Annotated in this window: 15 protein-coding genes; 7 read left to right on the top strand and 8 right to left on the bottom strand. The window is 58.1% G+C overall.

Annotation, left to right across the window (positions count from 1 at the left end; all coding sequences use genetic code 11):
• Positions 1-2: 2 nt before the first annotated feature.
• The 5 genes from BLS30_RS10600 to BLS30_RS10580 form a co-directional block, all read right to left on the bottom strand.
• Complete coding sequence (locus BLS30_RS10600; RefSeq protein ID WP_170832453.1) at positions 3-710, bottom strand: TetR/AcrR family transcriptional regulator; 708 nt, start codon at positions 708-710, stop codon at positions 3-5.
• Positions 711-802: 92 nt separating this feature from the next.
• Positions 803-1,210 carry an arsenate reductase (glutaredoxin) gene (gene arsC, locus BLS30_RS10595; RefSeq protein ID WP_090228713.1) on the bottom strand — a complete coding sequence of 136 codons (408 nt, stop codon included), beginning with the start codon at positions 1,208-1,210 and terminating at the stop codon, positions 803-805.
• Between the two features lie 97 nt (positions 1,211-1,307).
• The gene (gene proC, locus BLS30_RS10590; protein WP_046479227.1) at positions 1,308-2,132 is read right to left on the bottom strand and encodes a pyrroline-5-carboxylate reductase; all 825 of its coding nucleotides are present in this window, start codon (positions 2,130-2,132) and stop codon (positions 1,308-1,310) included.
• A 31-nt stretch (positions 2,133-2,163) separates the two neighbouring features.
• Positions 2,164-2,661 carry a type III secretion system chaperone family protein gene (locus BLS30_RS10585; protein ID WP_046480679.1) on the bottom strand — a complete coding sequence of 166 codons (498 nt, stop codon included), beginning with the start codon at positions 2,659-2,661 and terminating at the stop codon, positions 2,164-2,166.
• Positions 2,662-2,950: 289 nt separating this feature from the next.
• Entirely contained in the window at positions 2,951-3,208 is a 258-nt protein-coding gene (locus tag BLS30_RS10580) for an accessory factor UbiK family protein (RefSeq protein ID WP_046479228.1), read from the bottom strand.
• Positions 3,209-3,393: 185 nt separating this feature from the next.
• Here BLS30_RS10580 and lgt point away from each other — a divergent pair, with 185 nt between their 5' ends.
• The 5 genes from lgt to BLS30_RS10555 all read left to right on the top strand — a co-directional run bounded on the left by lgt (position 3,394) and on the right by BLS30_RS10555 (position 8,708).
• The gene (gene lgt / locus BLS30_RS10575; RefSeq protein ID WP_046479229.1) at positions 3,394-4,221 is read left to right on the top strand and encodes a prolipoprotein diacylglyceryl transferase; all 828 of its coding nucleotides are present in this window, start codon (positions 3,394-3,396) and stop codon (positions 4,219-4,221) included.
• Entirely contained in the window at positions 4,218-5,345 is a 1,128-nt protein-coding gene (locus BLS30_RS10570) for a class I SAM-dependent methyltransferase (RefSeq protein ID WP_090228710.1), read from the top strand. The genes lgt and BLS30_RS10570 overlap by 4 nt, the downstream gene beginning before the upstream one ends.
• Positions 5,346-5,385: 40 nt before the next feature.
• Positions 5,386-6,171, top strand: a complete 786-nt coding sequence (pgeF, locus tag BLS30_RS10565; RefSeq protein WP_244464945.1) for a peptidoglycan editing factor PgeF — start codon at positions 5,386-5,388, stop codon at positions 6,169-6,171.
• A gap of 199 nt (positions 6,172-6,370) precedes the next feature.
• Positions 6,371-7,447 (top strand): hypothetical protein, encoded by a 1,077-nt coding sequence (locus tag BLS30_RS10560; protein ID WP_090228708.1) that lies wholly within the window; start codon positions 6,371-6,373, stop codon positions 7,445-7,447.
• 283 nt (positions 7,448-7,730) lie between these two features.
• A complete protein-coding gene (locus tag BLS30_RS10555) occupies positions 7,731-8,708 on the top strand; it encodes a ribose-phosphate pyrophosphokinase (RefSeq protein WP_046479231.1) in 978 nt (325 codons plus the stop codon).
• 37 nt (positions 8,709-8,745) lie between these two features.
• Here the strand turns inward: BLS30_RS10555 and BLS30_RS10550 are convergent, their stop codons facing one another.
• The 3 genes from BLS30_RS10550 to BLS30_RS10540 are packed head-to-tail and all read right to left on the bottom strand — an operon-like array spanning position 8,746 to position 10,677.
• The gene (locus BLS30_RS10550; protein ID WP_090228704.1) at positions 8,746-9,210 is read right to left on the bottom strand and encodes a cupin domain-containing protein; all 465 of its coding nucleotides are present in this window, start codon (positions 9,208-9,210) and stop codon (positions 8,746-8,748) included.
• Positions 9,211-9,255: 45 nt separating this feature from the next.
• Positions 9,256-9,567 carry a MoaD/ThiS family protein gene (locus BLS30_RS10545; RefSeq protein WP_052743874.1) on the bottom strand — a complete coding sequence of 104 codons (312 nt, stop codon included), beginning with the start codon at positions 9,565-9,567 and terminating at the stop codon, positions 9,256-9,258.
• Between the two features lie 27 nt (positions 9,568-9,594).
• The gene (locus BLS30_RS10540) at positions 9,595-10,677 is read right to left on the bottom strand and encodes a WD40/YVTN/BNR-like repeat-containing protein (RefSeq protein WP_046479233.1); all 1,083 of its coding nucleotides are present in this window, start codon (positions 10,675-10,677) and stop codon (positions 9,595-9,597) included.
• 91 nt (positions 10,678-10,768) lie between these two features.
• Between BLS30_RS10540 and BLS30_RS10535 the strand changes: the two genes are divergently transcribed.
• Positions 10,769-11,215: a MarR family winged helix-turn-helix transcriptional regulator gene (locus BLS30_RS10535; RefSeq protein WP_046479234.1), complete on the top strand. Its 447-nt coding sequence runs from the start codon at positions 10,769-10,771 to the stop codon at positions 11,213-11,215.
• Positions 11,216-11,340: 125 nt separating this feature from the next.
• Positions 11,341-12,273, top strand: coding sequence for an AEC family transporter (locus tag BLS30_RS10530; RefSeq protein WP_139165329.1), 933 nt, complete (start codon positions 11,341-11,343; stop codon positions 12,271-12,273).
• Positions 12,274-12,396: the final 123 nt, after the last annotated feature.

Below are 12,396 nucleotides of genomic sequence, written 5' to 3'. Positions count from 1 at the left end.
AGTCACGGCGCCTCTGGCTGCGGTGGCTGGGGTGCCGTCCCAGCCGGCGGAGCGGACGTTTCGTGCTCTCTGCCTGATTTATCCTTACGCCGCATTGCCGAACGGAATATCCCGCCCACGCGACCGACAAACCCTGCCGCGTCCTCAACAGTCTCCAAAGCACGCTCTCCGCGCCGCAAACGACGATCAAGCACGGCCATCGTTCGCGCGAGACCAGGGTCGTCATCCTCAAGCCACGTCCGCAAAACCGATGCGTAGAGAGTCGCGAGACCCGCCACGCGCAAAGACCCTCTTGCGCCATCCGTATTGATGCCAGCTGCCTGCAACATCCAGGACTGTGAAGCGAGGGACGGTGCAAGCAAAGATGGCTCAAGCCCCACACCGTTCATGATCGAGCGAACAGCCTCTTTATGCGGTTGCAGCGCATCGAACCGGGTCATCAGGACTTCGAACAACGCATCCCGATGTGATTGTCCCTTTTCCATCGGTGGTATCTTGGCCAGAACCTCATCATCGATGCGCCGGGTGAAGGCCGCGAGAATGTCGGCTTTGGAGCTGAAACTGCCACGCAGCTCAACCAAGTTCGACCCCGCAGCCTGAGCAATCTCGCGAAGGGAGATTTCACCCCACGGGCGCGATACGGCGAGACGCAACGCAGCGTCGATTATCCGATCCCTGTAGGTGTCTGGATACGCTCCGGACTGGCTCATGTCGGCGCTTTCTCCAAGATTCAAATTATTCATGAGTTAGGAGCGTGCCGGCTCAATTGCCAGAGGCGCGGCATATAAGATTCAGCTCGGACTTACCGGCGGCCGGGAACCACTTCGCCATCTTCCTTGGTGAAGCTGCCGATATCGGGGTTGTCGAGAAGATCAAGAACTTGCTCGGAAGGCCGACATAAACGCACCCCCTTGTCCGTCACCACAATCGGGCGGTTGATGAGGATAGGGTGTTCGATCATGAAGTCGATGAGTTCGTCATCGCTCCACTTCGGATCGTCGAGGCCCAATTCATCATAGGGCGTTCCCTTGCGGCGTAACAGGTCGCGGACGGGAATTTTCATGGCCGCGATGAGTTCAACCAACCGTGCCCGAGACGGTGGGTCTTTCAGGTACTCAATTACCTCCGGCTCCGCGCCGCTGGCCTGTATCATCGCCAGCGTGTTGCGCGACGTTCCACATTTCGGGTTGTGGTAAATCGTGACCGTCATCTCTATCTCGCTCAAAATGGCCGAAGGACAGCTCGGTGCGCCTACTTAGCATGGAGCCGCCGCCTGCCTAGGTGATAGAGAGTCGACGGCCTTCTTGCTAGCCTGCGAGTTCGCGTCCGCGTTTCACCGCGGCGGCCACAGCGGCCTTCATCAGCGGCTTCAAGCCGTCATCGGCCGTCAAGACTTCCAAAGCTGCCGCAGTCGTGCCCCCGGGAGAGGTCACATTCTTACGCAATGTCGCGGCATCGTCATCCGCCGCTTCAAGAAGACGGCCGGAACCGGCGACGGTCGCACGGGCGAGGCGCGCGGAGAGTTCAGCATCGAGGCCCGCAGCGATGCCTGCGTCCGTTAGCGCCTCTACCAAATAGAAAACATATGCGGGGCCGGAACCTGAGACCGCAGTGACCGAATCCATCAAGGCTTCGTCTTCGATCCATGCCACATCGCCGACTGCGCGCAACATCTCCTCGGCAATCAACTTCTGGCTTTCGCTGACGTGCGCGTTGGCGCAGCAGACCGTGATCCCGGCACCGACGGCCGCCGGTGTGTTGGGCATGGCCCGGATCACCGCAGTCCCCGTCGGCAGGTGCTGCTCGAAGCTCGCGATCGTTCGGCCAGCGGCGATGGACAGCAAAAGCGTGTCAGGACCGGCCAATTGCGCCAGTCCCGGCATCACCTTGTCCATGATCTGCGGTTTGACGGCCGCGAGAATGACCGATGGCGGAGCCTCAAGCGACGTGATCGCGGGTGCGCAGCGTACACCCTCGCGTATCACAAAGTCCTGCACCTCAAGCGATGGTGCGGGATCCTGAATAATGACCTGGAACGGCTCAAGTCCCGCCTCTAACAAGCCGGAGAGCATGGCGGTCCCCATCTTGCCGGCTCCGGCAATCAACAACGGTCCTTCGAGGGCCAAAGTCATAATGAAAAGCTTTCTACGGCTGCGATCGCCGTCAGGCTTGGCCTTCAGTCTCGAACATTGTCGAGATCAGAGCCTCACGGCTCTCCTTGCCTGCCCATACGACGAACTGGAACGCCTGATAGTAGCGCTCACAGCTCTCGAGTGCAGCCTGTAACAGCGCTTCACACTGCATCGGGGTGACAACCGACCCATTCAGCAGCAGGGCATGACGGTACATCACCAGACCTTCCTGTGTCCAAAGGTCGAAGTGGCCCAGCCAAAGCTGCTCGTTGATCTGCCCCACGAGACGGTACATCTCACTGAGGCGCGTATCGGGCACCTTAAAGTCAAAGGCGCAGGCAAGATGCAGAGCTTCCAGATCATCGCGCCAATTGAGCGAGATGTGATAATCCGTCCAGGTTCCTGAGACGATCAGTGTCAGTTCATCGTCGCCGGTGCGATCGCAGGCCCACTCGTGACGTCCCGCCAGTTGCTCGACAAGGTCGATGGGGTTCGTCACACGATCGTAGCCCAGCTCAGAAGATGCCATTACTTTTTCCCCAAATTGCGGACGCGTGCCGCGCCATATGTGGTCTTCAGTCTGCCCCGGCCCTCACCGGAGCTCGTCGCGCGGCGTCACGAAAGCATCTGTCGTGCACGAGTCGCAACCAACTGAACACGAGTGTCCACGGTCATGATGGCGAGCCCCCGACATTCGTGGGGCAAGTGCCGTCAGATTCCGGAAAACTGTTGAAAACGCGTGGATATTTAGCCAGAGGCACTTTCTGGCACTCGACATCTTCCGGGTACGCCCCTCATCCCCGGCGAGTCACGTTCGATCAGCTCGTTTGACCGAGCTTAGCCTCAAGAGCGGCAATACGTGCTTCGAGCCGTTCGTTCTCTGCTCGCGCCTTTTCCGCCATGGCTCGTACAGCCTCAAACTCCTCGCGTTGAACGACATCCATCTCGCGAAGAATCTTTTCGCCTTGGGACCGAGCCATCGTCTCGAACTCCTGCTTGACGCCTTGCGCTGCGCCGGCCGCATCGTTCATGAGCTTGGCGAGATCGTCGAAGAGGCGGTTTGATGTTTGCGTCATGTTCGGTCCTTAAGAATCAACACGTGTGGGCGCGTTACCGTCACCACACACGACAAATGTATCTGGGGAATGACTATGAGCCCGCTGCCCCGCGCGTTCAAGCCTCGCACAGCATGTCACCTTGACACTCGCGGGGCTATGTTCATCCCTGGCGTCCAGCTTTCCCCGCGCAGCCAAGGATTCACATGAGTTTGCTCGCCATTTCTTATCCGCAGATCGACCCGGTGGCACTTCAAATCGGACCCATCGCGGTCAGATGGTACGGGCTCGCCTATGCTGCAGGGCTGATCCTGGGATGGGTCTATATCAAACGGCTAGTCGCCAACGCGTCGCTCTGGCGTGATAACAAGCCGGCGATGACCGCCGATGACGTCGATGAATTGCTGTTGTGGGTCGCTGCGGGCGTCGTTGTCGGCGGCCGACTTGGCCACGTACTCTTTTACGAGCCATCATATTATTTTGAGAACCCGTTACAGGTGTTCGCGATCTGGCGTGGAGGCATGGCCTTCCACGGTGGCCTCCTGGGCTCAGGCCTTGCGATGTTTCTTTTCGCGCGCCGGAAGGGGCTTGTCGCCCTATCCGTCATGGATGTCGTCGCGGCGGCCGTTCCGATCGGCTTGTTCTTCGGGCGTATGGCCAATTTTGTGAACGGCGAAATCGTGGGCACGCCGACCGACATGCCTTGGGGCATGGTGTTTCCAGGTTGGGGCGAAGAGCCAAGGCATCCGGCCATGCTCTATGAAGCGGCGCTTGAAGGCATCGTTCTCTTCCTGATCCTGCGTTTCGTGACGCACAAATGGATGGCTCTGAAACAGCCAGGACTGACCACGGGGATCTTTCTCGTGGGCTACGCCGTGTTCCGCATCTTCTGCGAATTCTTCAAGATCATCGAATACCGCCAATTCTCGCCTGAGTATCCGATCACCAAGGGTATGGTGTACTCCATCCCCATGCTGCTCCTTGGCATCTGGTTCATAATGCTGGCGCGCTCCAAGTCACGGGCCTCTACGTGAACTATGATCCAGATGCGCGACGCGATACGCCCCTGTCGTGCAATCTTATCGCACGGATAAAACGCGACGGGCCGCTGACTGTCCGACAATACATGACGGCGTGCCTGCAGGATGCCGATCATGGATACTACCGGCGGCGAGAGGCGATTGGCCGGACGGGCGACTTCATAACGGCCCCCGAGATCAGTCAGATTTTCGGCGAACTCATTGGGTTATGGAGTGCCGTCGTCTGGCAGCAGATGGGTGGCCCGTCCAGAATTAACCTGATCGAGTTGGGGCCAGGTCGCGGCTCCCTCATGCGCGATGCTTTGCGTGCACTTCGCCTTGTGCCCGATTTCCTCTCCGCAGCGAACGTCCATCTTGTAGAGAGTAGTGAAACGCTCCGCGCCGCGCAGACCGAGACGCTTGGGGCAATAGATTTACCGATCAATTGGCATCCTCGCCTGGAGGACGTTCCAGAAGGGCCGACGATCGTCATTGGAAATGAATTCCTCGATGCGCTTCCCGTTGAGCAGCTGATCGCGACGCCGTCGGGCTGGCGCTGCCGTTCGGTCACAGTAGACGACTTGGACCGGCTGCAATTCGGCGAAATCGCTTTGCCTCCCAGTGGCCGGCTCGATATTCCAGTGCATGCTGAGAACGCGCCTGCGGAAAGTATCCTCACCGTGCCTGATTTCAGCGAACTTTCCGCTCCGCTCGCCTCACTGGGCAAGAGCGCCCCGCTCGCAGCTTTGCTGATCGACTATGGTCATGCGGCATCTGAGATCGGTGACAGCTTGCAAGCGGTGCGAGACCATCATCACGAACATCCCCTCACCTCACCTGGAGAAGCCGATTTGACGACGCAAGTCGACTTCGAGGCCGTTCGCACCCAAATCACTATGAGTGGATCTGAGAACGCCGCCGACCCGGCTCTGGTTGTTGATGGTCCTATTACGCAGGCAGAATTTTTAGGAGCACTCGGTATCGTACAGCGGGCGTCACGTCTGATGGCGGCAAACCCCATTGAAGCAGGCAACATCGAATTGGGTGTCGCACGGTTGTTGGCTCCGCAAGGTATGGGTACACGCTTCAAGGCATTAGGCGTACGTTCCGGCGGGTTGCCGACGCTTCCCGGCTTCTGAACACAATCACGGATTGTCTCAACCGAGACACCTGAGGATCATGGACCTCGACATGCTGACCCCATTGACCGCAGATACGCTGGACGACGTCGCCGGTATTCGTCACGGCTTCTTTACGCGGGACGGCGGTGTTTCAGAGGGGCTCTACGCCAGTCTCAACTGCGGCTTCGGCTCACGTGACGACCGTGAGGCTGTTGCTGAGAACAGATCTCGCGTTGCTGCGCATCTTGGTGCCACCCATTCGCATGTTCTGACACCATATCAAGTCCACTCCGCCGAAGCCGTCATTGTTGATCAGGTCCTTGCACCGGAAGACATGCCGCAAGCTGATGCACTCGTGACGTCTGTGCCGGGCCTTGCGATTGGAATTTTGACCGCCGACTGCACCCCGGTCCTCTTCGCGGACCCACAATCGCGGGTTGTCGCGGCAGCCCACGCGGGCTGGCGTGGCGCCGTTGGAGGCATTCTCGAGGCGACGGTCGCTAAAATGGAAGAGGTTGGCGCCCAACGCGATCGAATAATCGCGGCGATTGGACCGTGCATTCACCAGAATAACTATGAAGTAGGCGATGACTTCGAAGCAAATTTCACATCCACCCAAGACGACAACCTTCGTTTCTTCCGGAGATTTCCTGGGCAACCTCGGCCTTACTTCGATTTGCTTGGCTATGTCGCTTCAAGACTTGGGGCGCAAGGCGTAGGCACCATTGCCTTGGCCACTGCGTGTACCTACGAGAACGAATCGAAATTTTTCAGTTTTCGACGCACCACGCACAGAGGTGAACCTGACTACGGGCGTCAAATCTCTGCCATTCTCGTGGCATAAGTGCATTATCCACAGCTGGACTGTGCGTAACGACCCGTTCATTAGCCGTACGAACAGGTTAGAGCGCCGGGGGTCTGGACGGCATGTTGGCGTGCAGGTTAAATCGGTGGCTAATGTGTACCGGTTATAGGAGTTTTAGGCCGCAGGGTTTGTACGCCGGCCGCCGGATGATCAGTGGATCATAAAGGGGGACGTCGTCGTGACGACCATTACTTTTGCTGCGGCGCAGCGCGCTACCAGGGATGGCGCGCAACGCGCAAGGCGACCGCTTACGCTGGCGAGCCTTGCTGCGGTTTTGGGCTTTGCACTTGCTGGCTGCGGGACCACCGCCACAGATATATTCTCAACCGCCGGAGGCACGGCGGTCGCTCCTGAGCAAGCCGCACCGGCCTCTGCGACACAGGGCACTAAAATTGCCATAGCACCGGTTATTGGCGCACCTGATGGTGTAGCTAAGCAATTGCAGGCGCAGCTCGGCACCGCGATGCAGCGTAAGCAGATCGCTGTTGTCAACTCTCCGAGCGAGCCGTCGCAATACACGCTGCGCGGCTACGTCGTGTCCGCTCGTGAAGCGAGCGGCACCAAAATCTCGTACATTTGGGACGTGACAGATCCGGCTGGAAAGCGGGTTAACCGCATTACCGGCGAGGAACTGGCTCCGGCAGGCTCCGGGCGTGACCCATGGGAAGTCGTAACTCCGCAAATCCTAGAGACGATTTCGGAAAAGACCGCGACTTCGCTGGCGACTTGGTTGCCAAGCCAGGCTTCGAATTCTCCTGCAATCGCGGGTAACGCAAGTGCCCAGCCCATGGCTACCGCCAGCAACGGCGGGGCAATGGTGCAGACTGCAGCAGCAACGACATCCGCGACACCCCAAAATGCGGCGGCTACGACCGGAAGCATTGGCCGTGCAGGGGCTGTGAGTGCGATTGTCCCGAGTGTGACTGGAGCCCCTGGCGACGGAAGCGTTTCGCTGACGAATGCGCTGCAGAAGCAGCTCACCAGCAATGGCATCGCACTGGCGAGTGCCGCTTCGCCTCAGACCTATCGTATCGAAGGTAAAGTGAAGGTCGGCACCGGTACCGGGGGTAAGCAGCCAATTCAAATCGATTGGCGCGTCAAGGATCCTGCCGGCAAGACGCTCGGCACGGTGTCCCAGAAGAACGAGATACCGGAAGGTTCTCTGGACGGCTCTTGGGGGCAGACCGCAGACGCAGCAGCTGCAGCAGCCGCACAGGGTATCCTGAAGCTGCTTCCGCAAACAAAGACGAACTAGGTTCGGCGCCCTCGGCCTTGGCACATATTTCGGAGATCCCCCTCCCCGGATAAAGCGCTAGGCGTCTGACGATCGAACCGATAGCCCGGGCTGGATGACGAAAGTCACCTCCCGGGCTTCTTTCTCTGTGAACAGCAGCCCGAGTTGCGAGTTTCGGACGGTATCTCAACTCTTTGCTCAAAAAAGTTCATTATTCGATGGGTTCGTTGCTCGCACGGTGTTTACATTAGCGGGTGCCGCTTGCTAGAGACCTGTCATCGAATTGTCGTGGAGTGCCCTAGTGATGTCCTTCGATGCGCACTCAGGTGGTCGTCCTGACGGCCTCCCTCTCAAGCTCGTCGCCGGCAACAGCAATCGTCCCCTCGCGGAAGGTATCAGCAGCTATCTCAACGTGCCCCTGGCCAAGGGGCAGGTGAAGCGTTTTGCTGACATGGAAATCTTCGTCGAGATCCAGGAGAATGTTCGCGGCCAGGATTGCTTTGTCGTGCAATCGACGTCGTTCCCGGCGAACGACAACCTCATGGAACTCCTGATTCTCATCGATGCCCTGAAGCGCGCATCGGCGCGGCGGGTCACAGCAGTCATTCCTTACTACGGCTATGCGCGTCAGGATCGTAAACCCGGTCCGCGCACGCCGATCTCGGCTAAGCTCGTCGCCAACTTAATTGAACGGGCCGGTGCAGACCGCGTTCTTACTCTCGATCTGCATGCTGGCCAGATCCAAGGTTTCTTCGACATCCCGACGGATAACTTGTTCGCGGCACCGGTCATGGTGCGTGACATCGAGAAGAACTACGAAGCCGATGACCTCATTGTCGTTTCGCCTGACGTCGGCGGCGTGGTGCGTGCCCGGGCACTGGCTAAGCGCATCAACGTTCCGATCGCGATTTGCGACAAACGGCGTGAGGCCCCCGGCAAGTCGGAAGTGATGAATGTGATCGGTGAGGTCGAAGGTAAGCGTTGTATCCTCATCGACGACATTATCGATTCCGGCGGAACGCTGTGTAACGCAGCTGAAGCTTTGCTGGCGCACGGCGCGACTGAGGTCATGGCCTACATTACGCACGGTGTCTTGTCTGGCGGCGCCGTCAGCCGGATCAAGAATTCGCGGCTCAAATCGCTCGTGATTACGGATTCTATTTTGCCGACCGCTGCCGTTCAGGCGGCCGCCAATATCCGCGTTCTTCCGATCGCGGCCTTGATTGGTGAGGCAATCCTGCGGACGAGCCGCGAAGAAAGCGTCTCAAGCCTGTTCTATTGAGCAACGCAGTTTTGATGCCTCGCGCTAATTGGCGATTCTATCCGTGAGGACTGGATGCGGGGTTTCCGGCCCCGTCAGTCCAAATGTCGCTCGGCAGCGACCTGTCGCGATGGCAGACCCGGTCGTGATCCGGATAGGTTATTTTATCGACTGGTGCACGGCTCCCTACGACCAAGCAACGCGTAGCGGCCTCTCCGCGGTTTTCGAGGAAGTGCCCGGTAGGATCTCCTGCCCGAAACGTTGCGGCATAGCCAGGCTTCAGGAGTGTTTCCGTATCACCTTCGACCAGCGTGATTTGACCTTCCAGCACGAACACCATTTCGTCCTCGGCGCTGTGCCAGTGCTTTATCGATGAGCGGGAACCGGCCGGTAATATCTCTATAAACGCGCCGAACTGCGTAAGACCTCCCGCTTCACTGATCCACAGCGTCTGGTTTGGACCGCATGGATTTTCCGCAGATCCTTCTTCCACTATCATGCGATCCGGTGTGACGACGGTCATAAGGGTCCCTTGGGGTCGGCACTAGTTGTTGATCGCATCAACACGTTAGCCACCTGAGATTGCGGTCAGGAGGTAGACGTCGGAATTCTCCGTCAACGGCGTGTCCAACAATGCCCTTTCGCCACGCACAAAGACATTGATGTGACGACGAATGCGGGGTGTTGAATCACACAATCGGTCGCGCATTCCTGGCCAGCGCTCGTTTAGCTGGTCAATCAAGTCACGCACCGTTGCGGCGCGCAACTCTACGCGCCGCGGTGCTCCTGGGAACAAGTTCACCAATGCCGGAGCAAGTACCGCCGTCACACTCGGCGGTACGTCAGGAACCTGTGTCAGGGATGATCCTGGATTTGTCATCTCACATAGCCTCTTCGCGAAATTTAATTATGCGTCGAGGACGACCGTCTCCACGGAATGGATGGCGGGGAGATAGTCAGAGAGGCAATTCCAGCTATCCCCTTCATCGGCACTGGCGAACAGTGCTCCACCGCCAGTGCCGAAGTAGACGCCAGCTGGTTCGAGGCTATCTGTGGTCAATGCTTGACGCAACACGCCGAAGAAGGCGTTGGTTTGCGGGAGACCGTCGCGAAGCGCCTGCCACGTGCCGCCACTGTCGCGTGTGCGCCAGACCGCCGCCTTACCGTCCGGCATGTAGCGTCCGGCGATGTCGCCGTTCAATGGCAGAAGGAAAAGGCTGTCCGGATCGCGTGGATGGGCGGCTGCCGGGAATCCAAACGATGATGGCAATCCCGCCTCGATACTTTCCCACTGCTGGCCACCGTTCTCACTCCGGTACATCCCGCAATGGTTTTGCTGATAAAGCCGGTTGGGCATCCCTGGGGCCATAACCAGGGAGTGAACGCACTGACCAAGTTCAGGGTAGCGCTGATCTTCGGGGAGGTAGTCGGCGCGGGTGCCCTTATTGCGTGGTTGCCAAGTCTCACCACCATCCGCGGTGTAGAATACGCCTGCCGATGAAATCCCAACCCAGATCTGTTTGTCGTCTTCGGGATGGAGAACAAGAGAGTGCAAAATCAAGCCACCGCCGCCCGGATGCCAATCTTGGCGAGAAGGATGGTTACTTAGCCCTTCGATATGCGTCCACGTCTGGCCTCCATCTGCGCTATGGAACAACCCTGCTGGCTCGACGCCCGCGTACAGCCCACCGGGTCCAATCGCCAGGCTCCACACGGCTTTCACGGGCTCTTCACCCTCCTTATAAGCGAGCCCCTCGCTCGAATGGGTCCAGGTTTTTCCCTGGTCTGTCGATTTCCAGACTGCAGGTCCGAACCACTCGTTACCTCCGCCGGCATAGATCGTTCCCGTCTTGGGATCGGCGATCACGTGGTTGATAGGCCAAGTATCGCAAAATGGCCCGCGGAGCTCCCATGAGCGCCGCGACGCGTCGCTTTCCAGAATGAACGTTCCCTTCTTGGTTCCGGCCAGAATAAGGACTTTCCTCGCCATTTACGCGCTCCCGTTGGTTGAGGGCCGGCATCGCGGAATGCCGCAGTCAAGAGCCCTAGACAATTTGGGTTGATATCAACATTATTGTTTCATGTCAAAAATCGATAACCTGCCGTTTTCACTCACCTTGGAAGTCCGCGATGCGTGCCTCTGCCTGCACGTACGCCGTGCAGCAAGAACGCTGGCGCGCCGCTATGACGAAGCACTGAGACCCGTCAACCTGACCAGCGGGCAGTTCTCGCTACTGATGTCGCTTAACAGGCCGCAGCCCCCGACGATGGGGGACGTTGCGTCAGTACTCGCGCTGGACCGCACAACTCTAACCGCCAACCTCAAGCCGCTTGTGCGGCGGGGGCTCGTAGACATGAGCGCCGATGAGACTGACAAGCGGAGTCGTCGGATGACGCTTACGGCCGCCGGCCGCGATGCCCTTATTGCTGCGATGCCCCATTGGCGCGCCGCGCAGGAAGCAACCGCAGAGCTCCTGCAAGACCGCGACGCCGAGCGTTTGTGCGCCGATCTGCTGAAGCTTTCTTAATAGAAGCAATCTAATTGCCGCTCTCAAAAATCGCTGTCATTCATGTGGTAGTTCGGGGGATCGTCAAAGCCTTTTTCTTTAATCGGCTGACCTATGCCCGACGCCCCGTCGCATAGGTGGATCCATTGTCAATCAACGCCTTGAACACCATTCTTCCGCTGTTCGGAGTAATGTTGGCCGGCTACCTTTTTGAGCGTTTTCGCATTCTGAAACGTGGTAGCAGCGAGATACTCAGTGGTTTTGTTTTTCTGGTTTCCCTGCCCGCGTTGATATTCATCTCGCTCGCGCGTGTTCCGGTCGGCGAGTTCTTCAACTGGCCATTTCTCGGTGCTCTAGGGGGCGGCATGCTGGCGATGTTCGCCATAAGCTTGCTGATCGCACGCACTGTTTTTCCTGAGAGCCTGACTGCCAACGGGCTGCATGCGCTCGCCGCAACATTCTCCAGCACCGGCTATGTCGGACTGCCGCTTGTCTTAATTGTATTTGGGGAAACGGTACTCGTACCGGGCATCATCGGTGTCGTTCTGCCCGTCGCGCTCCTCATGCCTTTGGCGATCATCATCGCCGAAGCCGACAAGTGTCGCGATGGGGGACGCATTCTCCAAGCTTCGTTGCGCGGTCTCATTCGAAACCCCATGATCGTTGCAACCATCGCAGGCCTTTTAGTTTCCTGGTCTGGGATTTTCATTCCCGAGGCTATTGCAAATGGCTTTCAACTCCTTGGGGATGCATTCATCCCGTGCTCGCTCTTTTCGGCAGGGCTTTTTATGGCCGGCGCGACGGTCAAAGGGGAACGCGTGGAAGTTGGCTGGGTGGTCCTTACCAAACTCGTTTTGCATCCACTCCTTACGTTCTGGCTCGCCTACTGGGTGCTTAAGCTGGAAGAACCGCTGGCCGCGATTGCCGTCATTATGGCTGCGGTCCCCACAGGAGTGACTGTATTTATTCTCGCGCAACAATACGGTGCATTCGTTGCCCGTTCGAACGCCGTTATCGTTGTTTCAACAGTACTTTCTCTTGTGACACTCACCAGCCTTATCGCGATCCTAGGCCGTTGAATTTCAGTTCAAATCGAACAACTTGCTCTTCGCTGAATATTTTTTTGAACCTTTTCCGCTGTCGCCCCGACGAACTCTTCAACAGCGCAATGTCGCGCCGTTTAAGTGATCGAAAAAGGAGAC

This window comes from Filomicrobium insigne (assembly GCF_900104305.1).
GTDB classification, from domain to species: Bacteria; Pseudomonadota; Alphaproteobacteria; order Rhizobiales; family Hyphomicrobiaceae; genus Filomicrobium; species Filomicrobium insigne.
This window is presented reverse-complemented; position numbering and strand designations above follow the sequence as displayed.